Here is a 26,131-nt window from a genome sequence, read left to right as displayed (position 1 = left end):
CCTGCAGGCTCACCGCCTGCGCTTGCGCGGACCACCCTGACCGGGAGGGTTGTTTCCTCGTCCCTTGCCGGAGGGTTTGCCGGTCGTGCTCGGACCATTTGGTGGGCGCGGTGCGGGTGTCTGGGGTTTGTTCGGCATGGCGTTCTCCTGTATGCACACCCTTGGACCCGCAGATCGTGCACGGAGTTGCGTCCCTCCTCGCGCCGGTTCGCCCTTAGAACAAATCCAGCTGCCCCGCGCCCTTCCCACTCGCCTTCCCGGCCGCCGCCGGCACCACCAGCGGCCGCCGGAACTGCGAGGTGTCGAGCCGCGAAAAGCGGTTGCTCAGCTTGCCCAGCCCCATGCGTTCGACGGTCTTGGTAAAACGCTGGCGGATCAAATCGGCCCAGACGCCCTCGCCGCTCATGCGCTTGCCCCAGTCGCTGTCGTAATCCTTACCGCCGCGCATCTCGCGCACGCGGTTCATCACGCGCTGGGCACGCTCGGGGAAATGGGTTTCGAGCCATTCCTGGAATAGCGGATTGACCTCGAAGGGCAGCCGCAGCACCGTGTAGTGCGCGCTGACGGCGCCAGCATCGCGCGCCGCTTCCAGGATGCGCTCGATTTCCGGTTCGGTCACGAAAGGAATGATCGGCGCCACGCTGACGCTGACCGGGATGCCGGCCTCGGTGAGCGTGCGAATGGTGCGCAGGCGCCGCGCCGGGGCGGCCGCGCGCGGTTCCAGCGTGCGCGAGATTTCCGAGTCGAGCGTGGTGAGCGTGATCGCGGCGCAGGCCAGGCCCTTGGCCGCCATCGGCGCCAGCAGGTCGATGTCGCGCTCGATCAGCGAGGACTTGGTGATCATGCCGACCGGGTGATTGCACTCGCTTAGCACCTCGAGCACCTGGCGCGTCAGGCGCTTGTCGCGCTCGCACGGTTGATAAGCGTCGGTATTCACGCCGATGGCGATGTGTTCGGGTTGATACCCGGGCTTGGCCAGCTCGCGCCGCAGCAGCTCGGCCGCGTTGACCTTGGCAAACAGCTGGGTCTCGAAATCGAGTCCGGGCGACAGGCCGAGATAGCTGTGCGTCGGCCGCGCAAAACAATAGATACAGCCGTGCTCGCAGCCTCGATACGGATTCAGCGAAACCTTGAAGGGAATGTCGGGCGAGGCATTGCGCGACAGGATGCTCTTGGCGATCTCGTCCGTGACCTGGGTCTTGAAGCGCGGTGCGCCCTCGATGGCGATGCCGGCTTCCCAGCCGTCGTCGAAGCCTTCGCGGCCGTTGACTTCATAACGGCCCTGGATGTTCGACACGGCGCCGCGCCCGCGTGCCGCCACGAGCGGACGCGCGGCCACGATGGGCTGCTCGGCACTGTATTCACGGTCAATTGTTCTTTCGCGCAGTTCCACTTGGGCACCTCGTACTGTATGTTTATACAGTATGGTACGCCGCTATCTCTGTGAACTCAAGCGTGCCGTGTACGTGCGCGGTCAGCCGGCACGAAATCGGCCTGCTGTTGCACAAAACCGTCAAAGGCATCGAATAGCGGCGCGACCACAGCCATGTCCGCGCCGAGCTGGCCCAGCGCGTAGGCGCCAGCTTCCAGGCTCGACAGCTGGTCCGGCGCATGCGCCTTGCGGATGCGGTAGTTCGATGCCGGCATGCTGGAGAGCGCCAGGCGCGGCAGTGCTTGCAGTGCCGGGTTCAGGTGCAGCATCTTGCGGCTCTTGCGCCAGGTGGCGTCGAGCACGACCAGGCGCAGTTGGTCCGCCGGCGGCAGCTCTGCCGTCCCGGCCGCGGCCACGCCTGGCGTCTCGGGATACAACAGCACAGGCGTGCACCCGTCGGCATGTAGCAGCGCATCGAGCTCGAACGGCTCGAACTGCTCGCCGACCGCCAGCGTGCTGCCGGCCACGCACAGATGCAGCAGGCGCGCGCTGTTCTTCGCATTCGCCACCTCCAGCGGGTGTTGCAGGATCAGCAAGGCGGGCGCCACGGCGACCGGCCGCACCCAGGCGCAGATACAGGCCGACTGCGCGCGCAGGCAGACCGCGCAGCTGGCGCGGCGGGAGGAAATCAGAGAAGACATCGGCGCATGCAAAAAGAAACAGGCGCCGATTGTAACGCTAGGCGCCCTTGCGCAGCGGCGCCAGCGCCCCGCTCCAGGCCACCACCTGGTCGAGCATGGCGTTCACCGATCCCGTGTGGTGCGCGGCCGGCTTGAAGGTCGCGAAATTCTCGAAGTCGGTAAACAGCGACAGCATCACCTGGGCGCGCACGTCGGCCACCATCAGTTCGCCCATCACCAGGCGCAGGCTCTCGATTGCGCGCGCCCCGCCCGCGCTGCCGTAGCCGACGAAGCCCGCCGCCTTGTTGTTCCACTCTTTATAAAGGAAGTCGATGGCGTTCTTCAGCGCGCCCGAGGTGCCGTGGTTGTACTCGGGCGTGACGAAAACGAAGCCGTCGTACTGCGCAATTTTCTCGGCCCAGGCGATCGTGTGCGGCTTCGAGTACTGGCCCATCGAGGGTGGCACCGGCTCGTCAAGCAGGGGCAAGTTGAAATCCTGGATATCGACCAGTTCGAACTGCGCATCGCTGCGCTTGCCCGCCGTCTCCATCACCCAGCGTGCCACGTCGAGTGCCTTGCGTCCTGGACGGGTACTGCCCACGATTACCGCCACTTTCACCATGTCGTTCTCCTCGCGATTGGTTGGGAACTGCCGCAACCATTCTAGTGAAAGTGCCTGGCGGGCCGCGCCGCCTTGCCGCCAAGTCACTCATAAACAAGTTGACAAGCCCTCGTCGATTTTACCGCTATCAAAGCGGCAATCTTTCCCGTTCAATCACGCTTTTCGAGGCCATAAGCGCAACAGGGGCGGCTTTCATTGTTGATGTATCTAAGCATCTTTACCACACACGAAAATTTAACTCTGGAATTGCCCAAACGGATATTGCCCTCGCGTTTCTAGGTGCCTAGAATCAATTTATTCCCGCAAGCAATTCTGTCGCACCGGCAGGCATTTCAGAGTCGCCCATGTTCAAAGTTTCTCCCGCTGTCCGCAAGATTACCGCCGCCTTGATCGCCAGCCTGGCCATGTTGCCGGGCATCGCCATCGAGGGGGAACTCGCGCTCGACTACCGCATGAACGAACAGATCGTGCAGGTGCCGGCCGGGCTCGAGAACCGCGCGATGCTGGAGACGACCGTGTTCCGCCCGAACGGTCCCGGTCCGTTCCCGCTGCTGGTGATCAACCACGGCAAGGACCCGGGCAGCCCGAGCGCCCAGCCGCGCGACCGCTTCTATCACATGGCGACCGCCTTCGTGAAGCGCGGCTACGCCGTGATGGTGCCGATGCGCCAGGGCTTCGCCAATTCGACCGGACGCTACCGCGACCGCGGCTGCAACATGACGGCCAACGGCTACCTGCAGGCCGAAGACATCCGTTCGACGCTCGAGTATGCGCGCGCCCAGTCCTGGATCGACAAGGACCATATCGTGGTGGCCGGCCAGTCCTACGGCGGCCTGGCGACGATGGCGCTCGGCACCCAGCAGCTGCCCGGCGTGCGCGGCCTGATCAATTTCGCGGGCGGCCTGCGCGACGACAGCGACCGCTGCGCCTGGCGTTCGGCGCTGGTGTCGGCCTTCGCCGAATACGGCGCCAACAGCAAGGTGCCGAGCCTGTGGATGTATGGCGAGAACGATTCGCTGTTCGGCCCGGACCTGGCCAACCGCCTGCACGAAGCCTTTGCCCAGGCCGGCGGCAAGGCGCGCCTGATCGAATTCCCTTCGTTCAAGCGCGACGCCCACGGCATGCTCGCCAGCCGCGACGGCGAGAAGATCTGGCTGAACGACACCATGCAGTTCCTGAAGGGCGTCGGCATGCCGACCGAAGTACTGTACGACGTGCCGGCGCCGCCGATGCCGGCGCGCACCGAGTTCGCCAAGGTCGAGGACATCGAGGCCGTGCCCTTCCTCTCGGAAAACGGACGCCGCGCCTACGCCGACTATCTGACCAAGATGACGCCGCGCGCCTTTGCCGTTTCGCCATCGGGCGCCTGGACCTGGGCCGAGGAAGGCGAGTCGCCGGAAGCGCGCGCCCTGGCCACCTGCTCGGCCAAGAGCACCGAGCCTTGCAAGCTGTATTCGATCGACGACTACGTGGTGTGGAACGGCGAGCGCGTCGACGCCGCCGAGAAGGCCAGCATGACGGCCTCGATCGCGGCACCGGCCGACGCGAATGCGCCGGGTGCGGTGGGCAGTACGGTTCCCGTGGCCAAGCCGGTTCCGGCAGCAAACTGATTCATATCGTCAAGCCGGCGGCGCACGCTCCTGTTGCGCCGCTAGCCTCGTTCTCGCGCCCGCTCGATCTGGCGCAAACCTCAGCCTTTCCCACCCTCCCACAATGAAGCCTTCGACCTTCCGGAGAGCTTCATGCCGCGTCTGTACCGGATTCTCCTTGCCGCGCTCCTCCTGACGCTTGCCCAGCTGACGGGCACGGCCCGAGCCGGCAATGACAATCCCATCGTGCTGGTGCACGGCTTCCTCGGCTTCGGTCCCGACCAGTTCCCGCGCAGCGGTTTCCTGTACTGGGGCGGCTACGGCGACCTGGCCGCCCACCTGCGCAGTTATCGCGGACCGCACACGGTCTTCACCGCAACCGTCGGCGCCATCGCCAGCAACCGCGAGCGCGCAGCCGAACTGTATGCGCAGCTCAAGGGCGGCTGCGTCGACTACGGCGCGCGGCCCCGCAGCGCCGGCACCGCCGACAAGGCGGTCCAGTGCTGGGCGGCCGATCCCGCGAACAACCCGCTGGGCTACCCGCCCGCGCTGTATCCGGCCTGGGACGCCGGGCACCCGCTGCACATGATCGGCCACAGCCAGGGCGGCACGACCATCCGCGCCCTGGTCGAACTGCTGGAACACGGCGACCCGCAGGCCGGCAACGGCGATCTCTACCGCGGCGGCAAGTTCGGCTGGATCCGCAGCGTCACCACGATCTCGGCGCCGCACAACGGCACCACCCTGCGCGACGCCGTGCTCGACATCCTGCCCGAACTGCGTTCGCCCCTGCGCGACTGGCTGCTGGCCGATCTCGCCAATTGGGAACTGGCCCCCGACGGCGCGCGCAACTTCAATGCCTGGGCCCGCACCTCGCCCCGCGTCTATTATTTTTCGGTCGGCACGGTCGCCACCGAAGCCGGCGCGACCTGCTGCAACGACACCGACCGCACGATCGCGCCGCTGCAGAACCGCTATTACCAGTACCCGCGCAACGACATGTTCACCTACTACAAGACCTATGCCGGGGAATGGATCGTGCCCTCGATGCTGCAGCATGGGATGGGCGGCTACACCCAGGATGCGCCCGGGCGGGTGCGCGTCGACGCCGCCTGGTTCGCCAACGACGGCGTGGTCAATACGAACAGCATGCGTGCGCCCGCCGGGCATCCGGTGCGCGACTTCGACGGCACGCCGCTGCCGGGCACCTGGAATTTCCTGGGGAACTATCGGGGCTACGACCACTTCGACATCCTGAACTGGCCGAACAAGGGGCCGCCGGCCGAACCGGTCTACGAGCGCATCAGCGATATCCTGTTTGCGCTGTGAGCAGGGCGCCGTCTGTCTTACGCCGCCGAGCGCAGCGCGCGCGCCAGGTCGGACAGGCGATAGGGCTTGCCGACGAAGACGAAATCGTCCAGCTTGGCATTCTCGAGCTTCAGGGCCGGCAGTGGATAGCCCGAGGCGAGGATCGTCTTCACCTCGGGATAGTTCGCTTGCGTATAAGTCGCCAGCTCGATGCCGTTCATGCCTGGCATGATGACGTCGGTGAACAGGATGTCGACGTCACGCGTGGCCAGCAGCTTTATGGCTTCCTGGCTGCCCGATGCGGTGACGACCTCGTAGCCCATGCTGATGAAGAGCGCCGAGGCGACGTCCATCAGGTCGGGCTCGTCTTCGACGATCAGCACCAGTTCGGTGTTGTCCTGGTGCGTGCCGCCATCCTGGCCGGGCGCGGCCGGCAGGAAAATGGAGATCGACGTGCCTTCGCCCGGCGCGGTGCCGATCACGACTTCGCCGCCCGACTGCTTGATGAAGCCGTACACCTGGGACAGGCCGAGGCCGGTCCCCTTGCCTACTTCCTTGGTGGTGTAGAAGGGTTCGAAGGCGCGTGCGGCGGTCTCGGGCGTCATGCCGGTGCCGGTGTCGCTCACGGTCACGCGCACATACGGGCCCGGCGCCAGGCCGCGCACCTCGCCTTCGACGAGGTCGACGTTGGCGGTCTCGATCTGCAGGTGGCCGCCCTCGGGCATGGCGTCGCGCGCGTTGACGACCAGGTTCAGGATCGCCGACTCGAAGCGCGCGCTGTCGATGACGGTGGTGCGAATCTGCGGTTCGAGCTTGACCTGGAAGTCGATCGAGGCGTTCACGGCCCGCCGCAGCACGGATTCGAAACCGGAAATCAGGCGGTTCACGCTGCGCGTTTCCGGCTGCAGCGGCTGCTGGCGCGCAAAGGCGAGCAGCTGCTGGGTCAGCGTGGCGCCGCGGTCGATCGCGCGCCGCATGCTGTCGAAGGTCTTGGCGTCGGCGCCGGCGCCACGGCCCAGGGCCAGCACTTCCAGGCCGCTGGCCAGCACCGACAGCAGGTTGTTGAAGTCGTGCGCGATGCCGCCGGTCAGCTGGCCGATCGATTCCATCTTCTGCGCCTGGAACAGGGCCGCGTTGGCTTCCGCCAGGGCGGCATCGGCCTTCTTTTTCTCGGTCAGGTCGCGCGTGATCTTGGCGAAACCGATCAGCGAACCCATCTCGTCGTGGACCGCGTCGATCACGACGTGGGCCCAGAAGCGGGTGCCGTCCTTGCGCAGGCGCCAGCCTTCGGCTTCGTAGCGCCCCTCGCGCGCGGCATTGCCGAGCGCCCGCGCCGGCAGGCCGGCGCCGCGGTCTTCCTCGGTATAGAAGCGCGAAAAGTGCTGGCCGACGATTTCGTTGTAGCTATAGCCCTTGATACGCTCGGCACCGACGTTCCAGTTGGTCACCGTCCCATCGGGCGAGAGCATGTAGATAGCATAGTCGGTGACGCCCTGCACCAGCAGGCGGAAGCGTTCCTCGCTGGCACGCAGCGCCTGCTCGGCCTGGCGCTTCTCGGTGATGTCGCGCGTGATCTTGGCGTAGCCCAGCAGCGTACCCTGTTCGTCGTAGATCGGGTCGATCACGACGCTGGCCCAGAAGCGCGTGCCGTCCTGGCGCATGCGCCAGCCTTCGGCTTCATACTTGCCTTCGGCCAAGGCGGTCGCCAGCGCGCGCTCGGGCAGGTTCGTGGCCCGGTCCTCGGGGGTGTAGAAGCGCGAGAAATGCTGACCCAGGATTTCCGGCGCCAGGTAGCCCTTGAAACGCTGGGCGCCTGCATTCCAGCTGCTGACATGGCCTTCGGGATCGAGCATGTAGATCGCGTAGTCGCTGATCCCGGAAATCAGGTACTGGAAGCGCTGTTCTTCGGTCAGCGTCTTCTTGGCAGGTTGGTTGGTCATCGGTGGCGAGAGCTCGCAATGGCGGAATAATGCAGGATAATAAACCCAAATGGCGTTTTCCAGCCACGCGACATTGCCAGATCGTCCATGTCTTTACAGAAAGGTCAAGCCGCGATCGCCTCAAAAACTTGTCCATTCGTTCCGGCGTTGCACTGTGCGGAAAATGCCGGCCCGGCCTCGCACCGGCCCTTGCCTTTCACGCTAGAATACTGCTTTTGCAACCCAGCCGTGCCCGCGCCGCGCCTCATGACTCCACCTTCTTCCGCACCGCTCGACCTGTCCGGCTGTGACCGGGAACCGATCCGTACTCCCGGCAGCATCCAGCCCCATGGCTTCCTGCTGACGCTGGCGCCGGACGGGCAGGTCTTGCAGGCCAGCGCCAACCTGGCGCGCTGGACCGGCGTCGACGCCGAGGCCGCTTGCGGACGGCCGCTGGCCCAGGTCATCGGCCTGGACGCGGCCGAGCGCCTGCTGCCGGCGCTCACCAATGGCAGCCTGGGCAACCGTCCCTTCTACCTGGGTACGATTACGGCCGGCAACGGCGCCCATTTCGACGCCCTCGGCCACGTGTGGGACAGCGTGACCGTGCTCGAATGCGAAGCCGTCGAGCGCGCCGAAGCACCGGACTTCCGCAATCTGTATCCGCTGCTGGGCGACTTCCTGCTGAACGTGAACGAGACCCAGTCGGTGGAGTCGCTGGCCACGCTGGCGGCCCACCACGTACGCATGGTGACCGGTTTCGGCCGCGTGATGGTCTACCAGTTCGACCGCGACGGCCATGGCCACGTCATGGCCGAGTCCAAGGAAGAGGCGTACCACTCGTACATGGGACAACGGTTTCCGGCAACCGACATCCCGGCCCAGGCGCGCGAGCTGTATGCGCTCTCGCGCATCCGCCTGATCCAGGACGCGAATTATGTCCCGGCGCCGCTGGTGCCGGCGGAAAATCCCGTGACGGGCGCACGCAACGACCTCTCCTTTGCCGCCCTGCGCAGCGTCTCGCCCGTGCACCTGCAATACATGCGCAACATGGGCACGCTGGCTTCGATGTCGGTGTCGCTGATGGTCAAGGGCAAACTGTGGGGCCTGATCTCCTGCCACAACGAGACGCCCTGCCCGCTCGCCTTTGAAAAGCGCACCGCCTGCGAGCAGCTGGGCCAGGTGCTGGCGCTGTGCATCGAGTCGCGCGAGGACGCGACCGAGCTGCAGTTCCGCCTCGAGGTACGGCGCATGATGGTGGCCATGCTGGGCAATCTCACCAAGGGCGCCGACGTCATCGAGAACATGAGCGGCGTCTTCCCGGAACTGCTGCGCTTTGCGCGCGCCGGCGGCGTGGCCGTCGTCACCGACGAACGCGTGCTGACCTGGGGCGACACGCCCGACGCCCGCGCGATTGGCGAGCTGGTCACCTGGCTCGAAACGGAAGGCCACGGCGCCGAGATCTACCATACCGACCAGTTGTCGGCCGCGTATCCGGGCGGGGCCGCCATCCGGCGCAATGCCAGCGGCCTGCTGGCCATGCCGATCTCGCGCCTGCACAAGCACTACCTGCTGTGGTTCCGTCCCGAGGTGGTGCATACCATCGAGTGGGCCGGCAATCCGCATGAAAAGGAGGGGATGCCGACGCCCACGCAGCTCAGTCCGCGCACCAGCTTCGCTACCTGGCGCGAAGTCATCCACGGCGTCAGCCAGCCCTGGCACGTGGCCGAGATCGAGCTGACGGGCGAATTCCGCAGCGCCCTGCTCGGCATCGCGCTCGAACGCGCCGAGCAGATGGCGGAACTGGCCGAGGAGCTGGGCCGCGCCAACAAGGAACTGGAGGCGTTTTCGTATTCGGTCTCGCATGACCTGCGCGCGCCGCTGCGCCACATCGTCGGCTTCTCCGACCTGCTGCTGGAGTCCGCCGGCAGCGAGGACACGGCCATGCGCCAGCGCTTCCTCACCAACATCAAGGAATCGGCGCGCCTGGCCGGCAAGCTGGTCGACGACCTGCTGAGTTTTTCGCAGATGGGCCGCGCCGCCCTGCGCCCGGTCGAGGTCGACATGTCGAAGCTGCTCGCTTCCTGCATCGACAAGCTGTCGCTCGACACGGCCGGCCGCAACATCGAATGGGACGTCGCGCCACTGCCGCGCATCACCGCCGACCCGACCTTCCTGCACCTGGCCGTGCAGAACCTGCTGTCGAACGCGGTGAAATTCAGTGGCGGGCGCGACCCGGCCCGGATCCGCATCTGGTCCGAGCAGGACGAGCACGAAACGGTGTTCCACGTCGCCGACAACGGCGCCGGCTTCAACATGGAATACGTGCACAAGCTGTTCGGCGTGTTCCAGCGCCTGCACCGGATGGAAGACTTCCAGGGCACCGGCATCGGCCTGGCCAACGTGCGCCGCATCGTCGAACGCCACGGCGGACGCGCCTGGGCAGACTCGACACTCGGCCAGGGCGCCACCTTCTCCTTCAGTATCCCGCGCAAACTCGCACTTTAAACGCCAGGCAAGCCAACCATGTTAAAACCCATCCTGCTGGTCGAAGACAATCCGAACGACCTCGAGCTGACCCTGGTGGCGCTGGCGCGCAGCCAGCTTGCCAACGAAGTCGTGGTCGTGCGCGACGGCGCCGAGGCGCTCGACTACCTGCTGCGCCGCGGCGAATTTGCCGAGCGTCCGGAAGGCAACCCGGCCGTCACCCTGCTCGACCTGAAGCTGCCGAAAGTCGACGGCCTGGAAGTGCTGGCGACGATCCGCAAGACCGAGTCGCTGAAAAGCATGCCGGTCGTGATGCTGACCTCGTCGAAGGAAGAACAGGACCTGATCACGAGCTACTCGCTGGGCGTGAATGCCTACGTCGTCAAGCCGGTCGATTTCAAGGATTTCCTGCGCGCGATTGCCGACCTCGGCATGTTCTGGGCCGTGCTGAACGAACCGCCGCCGGGCTCGTTCCGCTACACGCCGCCGAAGTAAGCGGCTTAGAGCGCCTGGGTGCTCTTAGGCGGCCGTCGCGCCGCTGTTGCTCGCGGCCTGCAGCGTGCCGGCGCGTCCGCGCCGCAGCAAATGACGGATGCGCGCGCTGAGCGCGTCCGGATGATACGGTTTCTGCAGCAGGTGCACCGAGGCGCTGACCTTGCCCTCGTGCGCCAATACCCCTTCCGCGTAGCCCGAGGTATATAAAATCTGCGCGTCCGGCAGGTGCGCGCGCACCGCCTCGCCCAGTTGCAGACTGCTCACGGGACCCGGCATGATGACGTCGGTGAACACCAGGTCGATATGGCGTCCGCTTTCGACCAGCTCGACCGCGCCGGCCGCGTCGCAGGCTTCCAGCACTTCGTAGCCGAGGGCGGACAGGATCGCGCAGGTCGAGCTGCGCACGTCTTCCTCGTCTTCCACCACCAGGATCGTTTCCAGGCCGCCGAACAGCGGCACATCGCTTGGTGCTTCCGGCTGGGCGGCTTCGGTGGCGCTGCGCGGCAGGAAGATGCGCACGCTGGTGCCGCGCCCCACTTCGCTGTCGAGCACGATCTCGCCGCCCGACTGCTTGACGAAGCCATAAGCCATCGACAGTCCCAGGCCCGTGCCCTTCCCGACCGGCTTGGTCGTGAAGAAGGGCTCGAAGGCCCGCTGCAGGACCTCGGGTGGCATGCCCTTGCCGGTATCGGCCACTTCGATGAGGACGTACTCGCCGGCCGGGACGCCCGGCGGCAGCGCTGCGTCCCTGCCTGCGGCAGCGCCACCGGCATTGGTCGCGCGAATCAGCAAGCTGCCGTTGCCGCCCATCGCATCGCGCGCATTGATGGCCAGGTTGAGCAGCACGTTGTTCAGCTGGTTCGGGTCGGCGACCGTGCTCCACAGGGCCGGATCGATATCGGTGACGATGCGCGCATTCGGACCCAGCACGCGGCGCATCATGTCGTCCATCTCGCGCAGCAGGTGCCCGGGATTCAGGACCACGGCCTGCAGCGGCTGGCGCCGGGCAAAGGCCAGCAGGTGCGAGGACAGCTTGGCGCCGCGCTCGACGCCGGCCAGCGCCATCTCGACGCGCGTGCGCGCCGCCTCGTTCAGGTTGCCGACGAGTTTCAGCAATTGCAGGTTGCCGCCGATGATCTGCAGCACGTTGTTGAAGTCGTGAGCCACGCCGCCGGTCAGCTGGCCGATAGCTTCCATCTTCTGCGCCTGGTGCAGGGCCGACTGGCTCTCGGCCAGCTGCTGCTGGCTCAGGCGCAGCGAGACGAAGGCGGCGTCGCGCTCGCGCCGGGCGATGCAGGCGTCGTTGTGGTACTGGACGCGTGCGACCAGTTCGCGCGGATCGGGCCACTTGACCATGTAGTCGTTGACGCCGGCGGCAAAGGCTTGCGCCTTGACTTCCGGATCGTCCTCGGACGACAGCATGATGACGGGGACGTGTTCGGTGTCGGGCGTGGCGCGCAGGCGGCGCGTGAATTCGAAGCCGTCGAGGTCGGGCATGCGCAGGTCGACCAGCACCACGGTGATGTCCAGCTCGCGTACGAGATCGACTGCCCGGGCCGGGCTCGACTCGTAATGGAGGACGTGCTTGACGCAGGTTTTCAGTCCATGCTCGATGATCGACTGAGCGAATGGCTCGTCATCGATCAGCAGGATCGAACAGGAACTCGTTTCGTCTTCGATCATCGTTGGAAGGGCCCCGTTTTTGCTCGCCACGCAAAGGCCAAGTTGCATTTTGTGAAGCGTTGATTCTACACCAATGTGAACAGCAAGTTCATCAAATTCACGTTTCGGCTTGTCGGTCTCCGATTCGCCACCACATTGTATTCACAATGTTTTTTACCACGACAGGAGCCATGGACGATTCTCTCTGCCCTCTCTGCGGCCGCGAACTGGGCACAGTCAACATTGACCGCCACCACCTGGTGCCGAAGACCTTCAAGGGCAAGGAACAGTTCCCGATCCACAAGATCTGTCATCGCAAGATCCACTCGGCCTTTACCGAGCGCGAGCTGCTGCGCACCTACCATACCTGGGAAGCGCTGCGCGGCCACGAGGAGATCCGCGCCTTCATCGATTGGGTCGCGAGGAAGCCGCCGGACTTCTATACTCGTACCTACACGTCGAACGACAAGAAGCGCAGGAAATGACGGATTTGATTTTAACTTGACAAGATTCCAATGAAGCTATTCCATATGGGTATTCCTCGAGGATGCCATGGACTTCGCCCATTACCTGCAACACGACGCCACCGCCCTCGCCGCCCTGGTGCGCCGCGGCGACACCACCCCGGCCGAACTGCTGGCGCTGGCGCTGACCCGCAATGCCGACGTCCACGGCCGCATCAATGCCGTCTGCCGCCTGCTCGACAAGCAGGCGCTGGCGCAACTGGCGCACTTGTCGAGCGGGCCACTGGCCGGCGTGCCCTTCCTGATTAAGGACGGCGTGCAGGATTACGCCGGCGTGCCGACCAGCTTCGGCAGCCGCTCGATGCAGGGCTATGTGCCGAGCGAACACGCCGCCGTCGTGCGCCGTTACCTGCAGGCCGGCCTGGTCGTCTTCGGCAAGACCAACCTCCCGGAATTCGCTTTGAAAGCGGTGACCGATTCGGTGCTCTACGGCCGCGCCAGCAATCCCTGGAACCTCGACCATACGCCCGGCGGTTCGAGCGGCGGCGCGGCAGCGGCGGTCGCAAGCGGCATCGTGCCCATGGCGGCCGGCAACGACGGCGGCGGCTCGCTGCGCATCCCGGCCGCCTGCTGCGGACTATTCGCACTGCGCCCTTCGCGCGGTCGGGTATCGTCCGGGCCGGCAATCGGCGAAGTCTGGTTCGGCGCCTCCACCGAAGGCGTGTTGTCGCGCAGCGTGCGCGACTCGGCGCTGGCGCTCGACATCCTGTCCGGTCCCGAGCCGGGCGACCCGTTCGACATCGTCCCGCCGGCCGCGCCCTACGTCGACCTGATGCGGCGCGATCCCGGGCATCTGCGCATCGGTTTCAGTACCGTCTCGCCAATCGGCACCGAGGTGCATCCGGAAGCGGTGCTGGCCGTGCAAAAGACGGTTGCCCTGCTGCGCGGACTGGGTCACGAAGTCGAGGAAGCGGCGCCCGAACTCGACGGCGCGGCGCTGGCGGAAAGTTTTTTACACGTGTACTTCGGTCAGGTGCCGGCCATGGTCGCGCGCGGCAAGGCGCTGGGCGCGCGCAGCGCCGACGTCGAACTGATGAGCCGGCTGCTGGCGACGCTGGGCGGCAGCGTCTCGGCCGGAAACCTGACCACGCAACTGGCGAAGTGGAACGATTTCTCGCGTGCGCTGGCACGCTTCCATGCCCGCTACGACATGCTGCTGACGCCGACCCTGGCCCATCCGCCGATCCGCCACGGCCAGGGTGATCCCCCGCGCGGCGAGCAATTCGTGCTCGACCTGCTGCAACGCAGCGGCCTGCTCGGCATCCTGGCGCGGCTGGGCCTGTTGGAAGGGACCGTCAACAAGATCGCCCGCGACAGCCTGCGCTACGTGCCCTTCACCCAGCTGGCCAATCTGACCGGCACGCCGGCGATGTCGGTGCCGCTGCACTGGACCGCCGCCGGCCTCCCGCTGGGCGTGCAATTCGTCGCGCGTTTTGGGGCCGAGGACAGGCTGCTGCAGCTGGCGCACCAGCTGGAGGGGGTGGCGCCGTGGTTCGATCGGCTGGCGCCGTTGGCGCGCGAAGGCGTGAAAGCAGAGTTGGCGCCTGCGTAGGGGCCGTTGAGGCCAATGGCCTCAGCGGCGGATTTACCGCGCACTCCGTGCGCACGCGGTATGACCGGTTGATTTGAGGCGACGCTGGTATGCGAATGCACAACCGCGTGCGCACAGAGTGCGCACCCTACAACGGCAGCAGCAGCAGCAGCAGCAGCAGCGGCTAACGACGAAAAAAAAAGAGCGCCGATCACTCGACGCTCTCTTTCATATTCTGGCTCCCCGACCTGGACTCGAACCAGGGACCTGCGGATTAACAGTCCGTCGCTCTACCGACTGAGCTATCAGGGAATTGAGGCAACATTATAGCGGGCCAATCCGGATTTGGCGAGTCCCGGACAAACTTTTCAACTTTGCACGCATTCGACCCGCCTTTGCTATAGTCCCAGCACCCTGCGCACGGCGCTCTTCACTCTACAAGACCATGACCATTCTCGGCACTCCCCTCTCTCCTTCCGCCACCCGCGTAATGCTGCTCGGCTCCGGCGAACTCGGCAAGGAGGTGACCATCTCCCTGCAGCGCCTCGGCGTCGAAGTCGTCGCCGTCGACCGCTATCCGAACGCGCCGGGCCACCAGGTCGCGCACCGCGCCCACGTGATCGACATGACCGACGGCGACGCGCTGGCCGCCCTGATCGCGCAGGAACAGCCCCACCTCGTGATCCCCGAGATCGAGGCGATCGCCACCGACAAGCTGGCGGAACTCGAAGCGGCCGGCACGATCACCTGCATCCCGACCGCGCGCGCCGCCCAGCTGACGATGAACCGCGAAGGCATCCGCCGCCTCGCCGCCGAGACCCTGGGGCTGGCAACCTCGCCCTACCGCTTCGCCAGCAGCCTGGAAGAGCTGGAACAGGCGTGCGCGGCCGTCGGTTTCCCCTGCGTCGTCAAACCGGTGATGTCCTCCTCGGGCAAGGGCCAATCGAAACTCGACAGCGCGGTCGACGTGAAAGCCGCCTGGGACTACGCCGCCGCCGGCGGCCGGGTCGACGCCGGCCGCGTGATCGCCGAAGGCTTCATCGACTTCGACTACGAGATCACCCTGCTGACGGTACGCTCGCGCGGCGCGGACGGCGAGATCCAGACGGGCTTCTGCGAGCCGATCGGCCACAAGCAGGTGCAGGGTGACTACGTGGAATCCTGGCAGCCGCATCCGATGAGCGCCCTCGCTCTCGAGCGTTCGCGCGACATCGCCGAAAAAGTGACCAGCAACCTCGGCGGCCTGGGCGTGTTCGGCGTCGAGCTGTTCGTCAAGGGCGACATGGTCTGGTTCTCGGAAGTGAGCCCGCGCCCGCACGATACCGGCATGGTCACCATGGCCACGCAGCTGCAGAGCGAATTCGAGCTGCACGCGAAGGCGGTGCTCGGCCTGCCGGTCAACACGGCACTGCGCGCTCCGGGCGCCTCGGCCGTGATCTACGGCGGCATGGATGCGCAGGGAATCGCCTTCGAAGGCGTGGCCGAGGCCCTGCAGGTGCCGGGCAGCGACATCCGCCTGTTCGGCAAGCCGGAGTCCTTCACGCGCCGGCGCATGGGCGTGGCGCTGGCCACCGCTGACGACGTCGAGACCTCCCGCGAACGGGCGCTGGCGGCGGCCTCGAAGGTGAAGCCGGTACGCGGGGCATAAAACAAAAAGGCCGCGTCATCGACGCGGCCTTTTGCTTACTGCTGAATTCTGGCTCCCCGACCTGGACTCGAACCAGGGACCTGCGGATTAACAGTCCGTCGCTCTACCGACTGAGCTATCAGGGAATTGAGCTTGGCATTATAACTGCTCAGCGGCATTCTGCAAGGCCTGCACGAAACTTCTTCGTGCAGGCCTTGCCGGTCCGGTCACCCTTCCCGCTTCTCGCGCAGCGCCTTCGCCGGCACGCCGACCAGCAGCGCGATCCCGCCCAGCACCATCAGCGCCGTCACGAAATACAGGCCGTAGTTGACGCTTCCCGTCGCCGTCTTGAACCAGCCGATGACGAAAGGGCTGACGAAGCCGCCGATCAGGCCGAGCGAATTGATCAGCGCGATCCCGCCCGCCGCGGCCGGACCCGACAGGTAGGCGGTCGGCATCGCCCAGAACAGCGGCATCGTGGCCAGGATGCCGATCGTCGCAAAGGAGAGCGCCACCAGCGCCAGCGCCAACTGTCCCGGCAGCAGGCTGGCCACCACCAGGCCCGCTCCGCCGAGGAAGGCGGCGCCGGCGGCGTGCCAGCGGCGTTCGCGGGTGCGGTCCGAGTTTTTACTCAGTACTACCATCCCGATCGCGCCGATGATGTACGGGATCGCGGTCAGCAGGCCGATGCGCAGCGGATCGGTGACGCCGAAGCTCTTGACGATGGTCGGCAGCCAGAACGTGATCACGTAGGTGCCGGCAATGAAAGTGAAGTAGGCGAAGGCGAGGATGTAGATCTTCGGATCGCGCAGCGCATGGCGCAGCGAGCCGTGGTGGGCCGGGCCGAGGTCGTGCTGGTCCTGCTGCAGCGTGTGCTCGATGAGCTCCTTTTCACGCTTCGACAGCCACGTCGCCTGGCCCGGACGGTCGTCGAGCAGGAACCACGCCATCACGCCCAGCAGCACGGCCGGGATGCCTTCGAGCAGGAACATCCACTGCCAGCCGCGCCAGCCGTTGACGCCGGCCATGTCGTTCATGATCCAGCCCGACAGCGGTCCGCCGATGATGCCGGCCACCGCCATGCCCGACATGAAGAGCGCGATGATCCTGGCGCGCATCTTCGAGGGGTACCAATAGGTGAAGTACAGGATCATGCCGGGGAAGAAACCGGCTTCGAACAGCCCCAGCAGGAAGCGCGCGATGTAGAGCTGGGTCGGCGTGGTGACGAACATCATGCCGGCCGAGGTCAGGCCCCACAGCACCATGATGCGCAGCAGCGTCTTGCGCGCGCCGATCTTTTCCAGCAACAGGTTGCTCGGCACTTCGAACAGCGCGTAGCCGAAGAAGAAGATGCCGGCGCCCAGGCCGTACACCGCATCGGAAAAGCCGAGGTCGGCCTTCATCTGCAATTGTGCGAAGCCGATGTTGATGCGGTCGAGATAGGCCGCGACGTAGCAGATGAACAGGAAAGGAATCAGCCGCAGGCTGACCTTTCGGTAGACCTGCGCCTGCTCGCTTGCGGCGGCTGCGCCACTCCCGAGCGGGAGGGCGATGCCGGGGGTATCGGTACTCATGTTGCTGCTCCTTTTTTTCATCATTGCACGCCCGCTGCATCGGCGGGCTGTCTCCTGTGTTCAAGCAAGCGTGGACGAGCCCCTGCGCTTACCGGATGAAGCGGCGCACGTAGTCGGTGCCGAGGCCCACGGCTTCGTAATGCTTCACAGCCGCTTCCAGCTTGGTGAACACGTCCTCGTAGCCGGTCGGCTTGCCTTCCTCGTCGAGATAGGTGTAGGCGCCGGTCACATGGAACAGCGTCATCATCTCGGTCACGTCTTCCGGCACGTACAGGGTGTGGATCTCGCCCGGGATCTCGTGCGCGTACGAGCCTTCGATCGCGGTCCAGTCGTGTTCGAGGTAGTACCAGCGGCCCTTGAGGACGTGGGCATGCACCGGGCCGTCGTGACGGTGGCGCGACAGCACGCCGCTTTTACGCACGCGCAGCACGTTGACGAAATAGCCTTGCGTGACGTTCAGGATGAGCGGACGGAACCAGACGTTTGGCGCCTGCGGCACCCATTCGCGTTCGTCTTCCGGCACCGCATCGGGAACGACCAGGTCGTTGATGGCGAAACGGGGGATCGGCTGGGAAAAGCCCACCAGGCTGCTCGGGTGGGTACGTTCGGTCGACTTGGACACTTGGTTCTCCTTGTTCGGTTGGCGCCGGCGCCGGGATGGAGCCTGCGCGGCAGAAGACCATCTTGCGCCCCGCACGCGGAGTGGACAATGCGATAATCGTCAATGGACGATGACGAAATTTCACAGGTGGGCCGGTGTCGATACAGTTGAGCGAGTTGGAAGTGTTCGTGGCGGCGGTCGACAGCGGCAGCTTTTCCGCCGCCGGGCGCCGGCTGGAGCTGTCGCCCTCCGCCGTGAGCAAACTGGTGTCGCGCCTGGAAGACCGCCTGCAGGCGCGCCTGTTCCACCGCAGCTCGCGCGCGCTCACGCTGACCGAAGCCGGACGCGTGCTCTACGACGAAGGCCAGACCATCTTCGCCGCGCTGCGCAACGCCGAGAATGCGGTGCTGGCCTGCTCGGGCGAGGTCAGCGGCACCTTGCGCGTGCACTCGATGGTCACCTTCGCCAAGTACCAGCTGGCGCCGATCGTCGGCGAATTCCTGGCGCGGCACCCGAAGCTGCGCATCGAGTTCCACCTCACCAACGAGCCGGTCGATTTCGCCGAACAGCGCATCGACGTCTCGATCCAGGGCGGCCCCCTGCCCGACTCGTCCCTGGTTGCGCGCCGCCTGCTCGACAGCGCCTGGATCATCTGCGCGGCGCCCTCCTACCTGGCGCGCCATGGCACGCCGCAGACACCCGACGACCTGGCCCGGCACAACTGCCTCAACTTCAGCCAGCGCACCGACTGGAACGCCTGGCCCGTGCTGGAACATGGCGAAGCGCGCACCGTCGCCGCCGAAGGCAATGTCGGCGCCAACCAGGGCGACATGCTGCTGCAGCTGGCGCGCCATGGCATGGGATTGGTGCGGCTGGCCGAATTCCACGTGGGCGAAGACTTGCGCAGCGGCCGGCTGGTGCGGGTGCTGGCCGACTACCAGCCGCCGGCGCAGGAGCCGCTGTACCTGGTGTACCAGGGGCGCAAGCACCTCAGCCCGCGGGTGCAGGCGTTTTTGGCCTTCATGGGAGAAAAATTTCCGCGGGATGCGTAAACGAAAAAAAGAGTTCCGATTTCTCGAAACTCCTTTTCGTATTCTGGCTCCCCGACCTGGACTCGAACCAGGGACCTGCAGTTGTAGGGCGGGCATGCCCGCGCGGAAAGTCGAGCAGTGTTTGCGGACATCGGTGACGTGACCAGTACTACCGACGAAAAAAAAGAGTTCCGATTTCTCGAAACTCTTTTTCGTATTCTGGCTCCCCGACCTGGACTCGAACCAGGGACCTGCGGATTAACAGTCCGTCGCTCTACCGACTGAGCTATCAGGGAATTGCTTGCTCTTTGCTGCCAAACAAGTTCAGCAGCGAAGAGCCAAGATTTTAGAGGACTTTGGCGATCGCGTCAACGACGAGATCGATGTTCTTCGAATTCAGCGCGGCAACGCAGATACGGCCGGTGTCGACCGCATAGATCGATTCGTCGCGCAGCTTGCCGACTTGCTCTTTCGTCAGGCCCGAATACGAGAACATGCCGACCTGCTCGCGCACGAAACCGAAGTCGTAGCCAGGCGCCTTGGCGGCCAGCTTCTCGACCAGCGCTTCGCGCATCTGCTTGATGCGCACGCGCATGCCGGCCAGTTCGTCTTCCCACAGCTGGCGCAGTTCCGGCGTCGACAGCACGGTGGCGACGACCTTGCCGCCATGCGAAGGCGGGTTCGAGTAGTTGGTGCGCACGACGCGCTTGAGCTGCGACAGCAGGCGTGCCGCTTCTTCGCCGCTCGAAGCAACCACCGACAGCGCGCCGACGCGCTCGCCGTACAGCGAGAAGGACTTCGAGAACGAGTTCGAGACCAGCAGCGGGCCGCCGGCGTCGACAAAGCGGCGCACCACGGCGCCGTCTTCCGCGATGCCCGCGCCGAAGCCCTGGTAGGCCATGTCGAGGAAGGGAATCAGGCCGCCCTGCTGCACCGCCTCGATCACCTGGCCCCACTGGTCTTGCGTGAGGTCGGCGCCGGTCGGGTTGTGGCAGCAAGCGTGCAGCACGACGATCGAGCCGGCGTCCATCTTGCGCAGCGAGGCCAGCATGCCTTCGAAGTTCACGCCATGGGTGGCTGGATCGTAATAGGTGTAGTTGTTGACGATGAAACCAGCCGACTCGAACAGGGCGCGGTGGTTTTCCCAGCTCGGATCGCTGATGAAGACTTGCGAATCGGGCGAGAAACGCTTCAGGAAGTCGGCGCCGATCTTCAGTGCGCCGGTGCCGCCGATGGCTTGCACGGTGACTGCACGTTTCTCTTGAATTACCGCGCTGTCGGCCCCAAATACAAGCTCCTGCACGGCTTTGTCGTACGCTGCCAGGCCTTCGATCGGAAGGTAGGTGCGCGGCGACAGCTGCTCCATCAATTTCGCTTCCGCTTTCTGCACGCACTGCAGCAGAGGCACCTTGCCGTTATCGTCATAGTAGACGCCGACTCCCAGGTTGATTTTCGCCGGGTTCGTATCGGCGTTGAATGCTTCGGTGATGCCCAGGATCGGGTCGCGCGGGGCCATGTCGATGGCGCCGAAGAGGCTGGCGGAGGCGGTGGAAGTCATCGTGATAAACTGATTTTGTCGGTGGATCGCAGCAGTTGTATAGACAGCGGCACCGCAGCGATACCTCTGCTGCAGTGCCGCAAACGAATCCCCATTCTAGCAAAGGTCTGAAAGTATGGCTGATTTATCCATCGCAAATTCCCCGGAACCTACGGTTATTACTTACCCGGGGTCGCCATTCAAGCTGCACCAGCCCTTCCCGCCCGCCGGCGACCAGCCGACCGCGATCGACGGCCTGGTCGAAGGCATCGACGACGGCCTGATGTACCAGACCCTGCTCGGCGTGACGGGTTCCGGTAAAACCTACACGATGGCCAACGTGATCGCCAAGGCCGGCCGGCCGGCGATCGTGTTCGCGCCAAATAAAACCCTGGCGGCCCAGCTGTACTCGGAGTTCCGCGAATTCTTCCCGCAGAACGCGGTCGAGTATTTCGTGTCCTACTATGATTACTACCAGCCGGAAGCCTATGTGCCGCAGCGCGACCTGTTCATCGAAAAGGACTCGTCGATCAACGAGCACATCGAGCAGATGCGTCTGTCGTGCACCAAGTCGCTGATGGAGCGGCGCGACGTCGTTATCGTCGCCACCGTGTCGGCCATCTACGGTATCGGTAATCCGAACGAATACCACAAGATGATCCTGACGCTGCGCCACAAGGACAAGGTGGCCCAGCGCGACATCATCGCGCGCCTGATCCAGATGCAGTACACGCGCAACGAGATGGACTTCGGCCGCGGTACTTTCCGCGTGCGCGGCGATACCATCGACATCTTCCCGGCCGAGCACGCCGAGCTGGCCATCCGCGTCGAGATGTTCGACGACGAGATCGAATCGCTGCAGCTGTTCGACCCGCTGACCGGCCGCGTGCGCCAGAAGATCCCGCGCTTCACCGTGTATCCGGGTTCGCACTACGTGACGCCGCGCTCGACCGTGCTGCGCGCGGTCGAGTCGATCAAGGCCGAGCTGAAAGACCGCCTCGAGGAATTCCGCCAGCAAAACAAGCTGATCGAAGAACAGCGCCTGGAACAGCGCACCCGCTTCGACCTCGAGATGTTGGCCGAGATCGGTTTCACCAAGGGCATCGAGAACTACTCGCGCCACCTGTCCGGATCGATGCCGGGCGAACCGCCGCCGACCCTGGTCGACTACCTGCCGAAGGACGCGATCATGTTCATGGACGAGTCGCACGTGCTGGTCGGCCAGCTCAGCGCCATGTACAACGGCGACCGTTCGAGGAAGACGAATCTCGTCGACTACGGCTTCCGCCTGCCCTCGGCGCTCGACAACCGGCCTTTGAAATTCGAGGAATTCGAGTCGAAGATGCGCCAGACGATCTTCGTCTCTGCGACCCCGGCCGAATACGAGAATTCGCATGCGGACAACGTGGTCGAGCAGGTGGTGCGTCCGACCGGCCTGGTCGACCCGCAAGTCATCGTGCGCCCCGCCCTGTCGCAGGTGGACGACCTGATGAGCGAGATTAACGACCGCATCAAGAAGGACGAGCGCGTGCTGGTGACCACGCTGACCAAGCGCATGGCCGAGCAGCTGACGGAATACCTGAGCGACCACGGCATCAAGGTGCGCTACCTGCACAGCGACATCGAGACGGTGGAACGTGTCGAGATCCTGCGCGACCTGCGTCTCGGCACCTTCGACGTCCTGATCGGCATTAACCTGCTGCGCGAGGGCCTGGACTTGCCGGAAGTGTCGCTGGTCGCGATCCTGGACGCCGACAAGGAAGGCTTCCTGCGTTCCGAGCGCTCGCTGATCCAGACCATCGGCCGCGCGGCGCGTAACCTGAACGGCGTGGCGATCCTGTACGCGGATCACATTACCGACTCGATGCGCCGCGCGATCGACGAAACCGAACGCCGCCGCGCCAAGCAGATCGCCTTCAACGAGGCGAACGGCATCACGCCGAAGGGTGTGCAGAAGAAGATCAAGGAACTGATCGACGGCGTCTACAGCAATGCTGCGCAGAAGGCCATGGCCGAAGGTGCCACTTCCCTGGCGGAAGCGGAAGCGACGGCCAAGGTCGAGGGCATGAGCGAGAAGCAGATCTCGAAGGAGATCAAGCGCCTCGAGAAGCTCATGGTTGACCACGCCAAGAACCTCGAGTTCGAGAAAGCGGCGCAGGTGCGCGACCAGCTGCATGTGCTCAAGCAGCAGGCCTTCGGGGCGCCGGGGGCGGACAATGTGGTGTCGATGTTGGGCAAGTAAGCAGAACGGCGCCAGTGGCGCCGTTTTTTTGTTCGAAGTGAAAATTCGCCGGAACGCAGACGGTGATCCGCGCGGGCATGCCCGCCCTACGGTGCACCACTTGCGGTAGAAAGTTCACGAGACGGTGGCGTAACGTAGGGCGGGCATGCCCGCGCGTTTAGCGCCATCGGAAGACCTGTCCAATGCTTCCCTGCCCTAACGCTTGAACATCCGCGGATTAAAACTGAAGCTCCGCGCGATACTCAGCTTGACCTCTTCATACGCGTGATGCGCCGGATTGATGACGAGGTTCACGCCCTCACCGACGATCACCGACGGCACGCGCATATAAAGATGTTCGCGCTTCTTCAGGAAAGCCGTACCGAACGCCGTGGCGCTGCCGCCATCCTCCAGCGCGTCCCACCCTTCAGGCAGGTCATCGGCAGAGACGTCCAGCCCAAGCTCCGGATCGTCCGGCAGATCGATCGCCACCAGCACCAGCGGCTCCTCGTCGACCTCCTCGGTGTGCACGAACTTTTCCAGCACCGCCAGCTCCACTGTCATCGCCGCGTACAAGGCCGGCTGGCCTTCGCTGTGCCAGTGACCGCCGCTCTCGCGCGCGCCCTTGCACTCCCGATCGAGCGCCGCCTTTTCGATTGCAATTCTCCAGGTCCTCATCGTATGCATGCCGATACATAATTGATCTCAGCATACAACGAGCGCTGCGCAGGCTTGCGCACGGATCGGGCGGACAACAAAAAGCGGCCCGCAGGCCGCTCTCTGTCGCACCAGGAAGCGCTTTATTTCACGTCGAGCAGCTCGACATCGAACAACAAGGTCGCGCCCGGCGGGATCGGGCCGGCGCCACGCTGGCCGTAGCCGAGTTCCGCCGGAATCACCAGCGTGCGCTTGCCGCCGACCTTCATGCCGGTCACGCCCTGGTCCCAGCCCTTGATGACGCCACCCATGCCCAGCGGGAAGGTGAACGGTTCGCCGCCGACCGAGCTGTCGAACTGCTGGCCGCGCTGCTTCGGCGCTGTCGGCGCGTACAGCCAGCCGGTGTAGTGGACCACGACGGTCTTGCCGGCGACGGCTTCCTTGCCCTTGCCGACGACGGTGTCGATCTTTTGCAGACCTTGTGCCTGAGCGGCAGGGGCTGCCGGCGTTGCGGCCACGGCGGTGCCGGCGGCGGCAGCGCTCAGGAACAGGGCGAGGCCGAGGGCCGAGATTGCTTGTTTCATGCTTGTCCTTTTTATGTGAGTGAAGCGCACGGCAGTATTGCCGAACAATGCGCTTCGCACAAGCACCCGAAACTTAAGCCGTGGAGCGCTGGACCGAAGCGAGGATGGCAGTGACCTGCGCCAGGTCCGCCGGTTTCACCAGGTGATGGTCGAAGCCGGCCTCTTCCGCCATGCGCCGGTCCTCGTCCTGGCCGTAGCCGGTCAGCGCGATCAGGGTGACGCCACGCAGCTCGGAAATCGCGCGCAGCTGGCGCGCCAGGGCGTAGCCGTCGGTATCGGGCAGTCCAATGTCGAGCAGCATCACGTGCGGACGCTCGATGCGGGCGCGCAGCACCGCGCCGCGGCCGTCGTATTCCACCGACACCGAATGGCCCTGCACTTCCAGCAGCGTCGCCAGCATCTGGGCCGCATCCTGGTTGTCGTCGACCACCACCACGCGCAGCGGCTGGGCGCGCGCAGCAAGCGATTCGCCGTTTGCCTCCGGCGTCGCCGCCGCGCCCGTGTCCATGCGCGGCAGGCAGATCTCGAATTCGCTGCCCTTGCCCGGCGCTTCGCTGCGCGCATCGACTTTGCCGCCGTGCAGCGCGACCAGGCTTTTGACCAGCGCGAGGCCAATCCCGAGGCCTCCCTGCGAACGGTCCGGCGTGCGCTCGGCCTGGGTGAACAGCTCGAAGATATACGGCAGCACGTCCGGCTCGATGCCGATGCCGTTGTCGCGCACGGTGACGACGACGTGGTCCTCGAGGGCCGTCACGCGCAGGACGATCTCGCCGCCGGGCGGCGTGTATTTCGCGGCATTGTTCAGGATATTCGACAGCACCTGCACCAGGCGCGTGCGGTCGCCCAGCACGTGCACCGGCTCGCCCGACAGCTGCATCGTCAGCGAATGGCGTTTCGATTCGATCAGCGGACGTACCTGTTCCAGCGCGCCGGCCACCACGGCGTTGAGGTCGAGCTCTTCCTTGTCCAGCGTGACCAGGCCGCGCGTCACGCGCGAGACGTCCAGCAGGTCGTTCACGAGATCCGTCATGTGCTCGGCCTGGCGCGCGATGATCTCGCTGGCATTGCGGATGGCTTTCGCGTCCAGCGTGCCCATCTTGAGCAGCTGGGCGGCGGTCGTGATCGGCGCCAGCGGGTTGCGCAGCTCATGCGCCAGCATCGCCAGGAACTGGTCTTTCTGGCGATTCGCGGCGCGCAGTTCGTCCTCGACCTGCTTGCGCACGGTCATGTCGCTGCCCTCGACGAAGATGCCGACCACGTCGCCGGCTGGGTCACGGATCGGCTGGTAGATGAAGTCGAGATAGCGGCGCTCCAGCGGCGCGCCCGGCGCGCGCGCGATGTCGAAGGGTACCGCGTGGCCGACGAAGGGCTCGCCGCTCGTGTAGACCTGGTCGAGCAGCTCGAAGAAGCCCTGCCCTTCCACGTATGGCAAGGCGTCGCGTGCCGGCTTGCCGACCAGGTCGGTGCGCCCGACCAGTTCCATGTAGCTTTTATTCGTGATTTCGAAGATATGCTCGGGACCGCGCAGCACCGCGATGATGCCGGGCGCCTGCTCGAACAGGGTCACCAGGCGCTTGTTCTCCTCGTCGCGGTAGCGCTCGGCCAGCACCTGCCCGGTCACCTCGACGCAGGCGCAATACACGCCGGCAGGCGTGCCGCTGTCGTCGCGCACGGGAGAATACGAAAAGGTGAACCAGGTCTGCTCGTCGTAGCCGTGGCGGTTCATCAGCAGCGGCAGCTTTTCCATGTAGGTCGCCTCGCCCTGCAGCGCCCGCTCGATCAGCGGGTTGATGTCCTGCCAGATCTCCTTCCAGATGTCGTAGAACGGCGCACCCAGCGAGGCCGGGTGCTTCTCGCCGAGAACCTGGACGTAGGCGTCGTTGTACAGGAAGCCGAGATCCTTGCCCCAGGCGACGAACATCGGGAAAGCCGAGTTCAGCATCAGCGCCACCACCGTGCGCAGGGCCTGCGGCCAGGTGGACGGGTGGCCCAGCGGCGAGCGCGACCAGTCGTGGGCGCGCATCATGGCGCCCATCTCGCCGCCACCGCTGAGGAAGATCAGCGAAGCCGCGTCATCGTGCTGCGGGGTGGAGGCGTCCGGGTTGCTCAT

The 26,131-nt window shown here is 65.1% G+C and carries 20 protein-coding genes and 3 tRNA genes; 9 read left to right on the top strand and 14 right to left on the bottom strand.

The features are described from left to right. Positions 1-214 precede the first annotated feature (214 nt). The 3 genes from C2862_RS02205 to C2862_RS02195 all read right to left on the bottom strand — a co-directional run bounded on the left by C2862_RS02205 (position 215) and on the right by C2862_RS02195 (position 2,674). Complete coding sequence (locus C2862_RS02205) at positions 215-1,387, bottom strand: PA0069 family radical SAM protein (protein ID WP_373888244.1); 1,173 nt, start codon at positions 1,385-1,387, stop codon at positions 215-217. Between the two features lie 62 nt (positions 1,388-1,449). Continuing rightward, entirely contained in the window at positions 1,450-2,073 is a 624-nt protein-coding gene (locus tag C2862_RS02200) for a tRNA-uridine aminocarboxypropyltransferase (RefSeq protein ID WP_136218488.1), read from the bottom strand. 37 nt (positions 2,074-2,110) lie between these two features. Then, positions 2,111-2,674, bottom strand: a complete 564-nt coding sequence (locus tag C2862_RS02195) for an NADPH-dependent FMN reductase (RefSeq protein ID WP_136218487.1) — start codon at positions 2,672-2,674, stop codon at positions 2,111-2,113. 344 nt (positions 2,675-3,018) lie between these two features. Here C2862_RS02195 and C2862_RS02190 point away from each other — a divergent pair, with 344 nt between their 5' ends. Further along, on the top strand, positions 3,019-4,284 hold the full coding sequence (locus tag C2862_RS02190) for a dienelactone hydrolase family protein (protein WP_168709986.1): 1,266 nt from the start codon (positions 3,019-3,021) through the stop codon (positions 4,282-4,284). 132 nt (positions 4,285-4,416) lie between these two features. Next, the gene (locus C2862_RS02185; protein WP_168709985.1) at positions 4,417-5,592 is read left to right on the top strand and encodes a triacylglycerol lipase; all 1,176 of its coding nucleotides are present in this window, start codon (positions 4,417-4,419) and stop codon (positions 5,590-5,592) included. Between the two features lie 17 nt (positions 5,593-5,609). On the opposite strand, the gene C2862_RS02180 is transcribed toward C2862_RS02185, so the two are convergent. After that, positions 5,610-7,511: a PAS domain-containing sensor histidine kinase gene (locus C2862_RS02180; RefSeq protein ID WP_136218486.1), complete on the bottom strand. Its 1,902-nt coding sequence runs from the start codon at positions 7,509-7,511 to the stop codon at positions 5,610-5,612. Between the two features lie 246 nt (positions 7,512-7,757). On the opposite strand from C2862_RS02180, the gene C2862_RS02175 reads away from it, so the two are divergent. Then, positions 7,758-9,998, top strand: coding sequence for an ATP-binding protein (locus C2862_RS02175; protein ID WP_136218485.1), 2,241 nt, complete (start codon positions 7,758-7,760; stop codon positions 9,996-9,998). Between the two features lie 18 nt (positions 9,999-10,016). Next, entirely contained in the window at positions 10,017-10,472 is a 456-nt protein-coding gene (locus C2862_RS02170) for a response regulator (RefSeq protein ID WP_136218484.1), read from the top strand. 24 nt (positions 10,473-10,496) lie between these two features. Here C2862_RS02170 and C2862_RS02165 read toward each other — a convergent pair whose 3' ends face one another. Continuing rightward, positions 10,497-12,155: a response regulator gene (locus tag C2862_RS02165; protein ID WP_136218483.1), complete on the bottom strand. Its 1,659-nt coding sequence runs from the start codon at positions 12,153-12,155 to the stop codon at positions 10,497-10,499. Between the two features lie 170 nt (positions 12,156-12,325). Between C2862_RS02165 and C2862_RS02160 the strand changes: the two genes are divergently transcribed. Both C2862_RS02160 and C2862_RS02155 read left to right on the top strand, forming a co-directional pair. Continuing rightward, on the top strand, positions 12,326-12,619 hold the full coding sequence (locus tag C2862_RS02160; protein WP_136218482.1) for a hypothetical protein: 294 nt from the start codon (positions 12,326-12,328) through the stop codon (positions 12,617-12,619). Positions 12,620-12,686: 67 nt separating this feature from the next. Then, positions 12,687-14,210, top strand: coding sequence for an amidase (locus C2862_RS02155; RefSeq protein WP_136218481.1), 1,524 nt, complete (start codon positions 12,687-12,689; stop codon positions 14,208-14,210). 215 nt (positions 14,211-14,425) lie between these two features. Here C2862_RS02155 and C2862_RS02150 read toward each other — a convergent pair. Next, positions 14,426-14,501: transfer RNA gene (locus C2862_RS02150), tRNA-Asn, on the bottom strand. A 133-nt stretch (positions 14,502-14,634) separates the two neighbouring features. On the opposite strand from C2862_RS02150, the gene purT reads away from it, so the two are divergent. Then, positions 14,635-15,837: a formate-dependent phosphoribosylglycinamide formyltransferase gene (purT, locus tag C2862_RS02145; protein ID WP_136218480.1), complete on the top strand. Its 1,203-nt coding sequence runs from the start codon at positions 14,635-14,637 to the stop codon at positions 15,835-15,837. A 49-nt stretch (positions 15,838-15,886) separates the two neighbouring features. On the opposite strand, the gene C2862_RS02140 is transcribed toward purT, so the two are convergent. From C2862_RS02140 to C2862_RS02130, 3 genes are all read right to left on the bottom strand, one after another. Continuing rightward, positions 15,887-15,962, bottom strand: a tRNA-Asn gene (locus C2862_RS02140). Positions 15,963-16,043: 81 nt separating this feature from the next. Further along, a complete protein-coding gene (locus tag C2862_RS02135; RefSeq protein WP_136218479.1) occupies positions 16,044-17,390 on the bottom strand; it encodes an MFS transporter in 1,347 nt (448 codons plus the stop codon). Positions 17,391-17,478: 88 nt separating this feature from the next. Continuing rightward, a complete protein-coding gene (locus tag C2862_RS02130) occupies positions 17,479-18,012 on the bottom strand; it encodes a 2,4'-dihydroxyacetophenone dioxygenase family protein (RefSeq protein ID WP_136218478.1) in 534 nt (177 codons plus the stop codon). 134 nt (positions 18,013-18,146) lie between these two features. On the opposite strand from C2862_RS02130, the gene C2862_RS02125 reads away from it, so the two are divergent. Next, a complete protein-coding gene (locus C2862_RS02125; RefSeq protein ID WP_136218477.1) occupies positions 18,147-19,043 on the top strand; it encodes a LysR family transcriptional regulator in 897 nt (298 codons plus the stop codon). Positions 19,044-19,242: 199 nt separating this feature from the next. Here the strand turns inward: C2862_RS02125 and C2862_RS02120 are convergent. Together C2862_RS02120 and C2862_RS02115 are read right to left on the bottom strand one after the other, a co-directional pair. Next, positions 19,243-19,318 (bottom strand) — tRNA-Asn (locus C2862_RS02120). Positions 19,319-19,368: 50 nt separating this feature from the next. Next, on the bottom strand, positions 19,369-20,580 hold the full coding sequence (locus tag C2862_RS02115) for an amino acid aminotransferase (protein ID WP_136218476.1): 1,212 nt from the start codon (positions 20,578-20,580) through the stop codon (positions 19,369-19,371). Positions 20,581-20,695: 115 nt separating this feature from the next. On the opposite strand from C2862_RS02115, the gene uvrB reads away from it, so the two are divergent. Continuing rightward, a complete protein-coding gene (uvrB, locus tag C2862_RS02110) occupies positions 20,696-22,801 on the top strand; it encodes an excinuclease ABC subunit UvrB (protein ID WP_136218475.1) in 2,106 nt (701 codons plus the stop codon). 195 nt (positions 22,802-22,996) lie between these two features. On the opposite strand, the gene C2862_RS02105 is transcribed toward uvrB, so the two are convergent. From C2862_RS02105 to C2862_RS02095, 3 genes are all read right to left on the bottom strand, one after another. Then, a complete protein-coding gene (locus C2862_RS02105; RefSeq protein ID WP_168709984.1) occupies positions 22,997-23,458 on the bottom strand; it encodes an RES family NAD+ phosphorylase in 462 nt (153 codons plus the stop codon). A 122-nt stretch (positions 23,459-23,580) separates the two neighbouring features. Further along, positions 23,581-24,021 carry an FKBP-type peptidyl-prolyl cis-trans isomerase gene (locus C2862_RS02100; protein WP_136218473.1) on the bottom strand — a complete coding sequence of 147 codons (441 nt, stop codon included), beginning with the start codon at positions 24,019-24,021 and terminating at the stop codon, positions 23,581-23,583. Positions 24,022-24,094: 73 nt separating this feature from the next. After that, positions 24,095-26,131 (bottom strand): ATP-binding protein, encoded by a 2,037-nt coding sequence (locus tag C2862_RS02095; RefSeq protein ID WP_136218472.1) that lies wholly within the window; start codon positions 26,129-26,131, stop codon positions 24,095-24,097.

Origin of the sequence: Massilia sp. Mn16-1_5, assembly GCF_004798585.1 — a bacterium.
GTDB lineage: Bacteria > Pseudomonadota > Gammaproteobacteria > Burkholderiales > Burkholderiaceae_D > Telluria.
The sequence above is the reverse complement of the archived record's forward strand: the minus strand, read 5'-3'. Positions and strand labels throughout refer to the sequence as shown.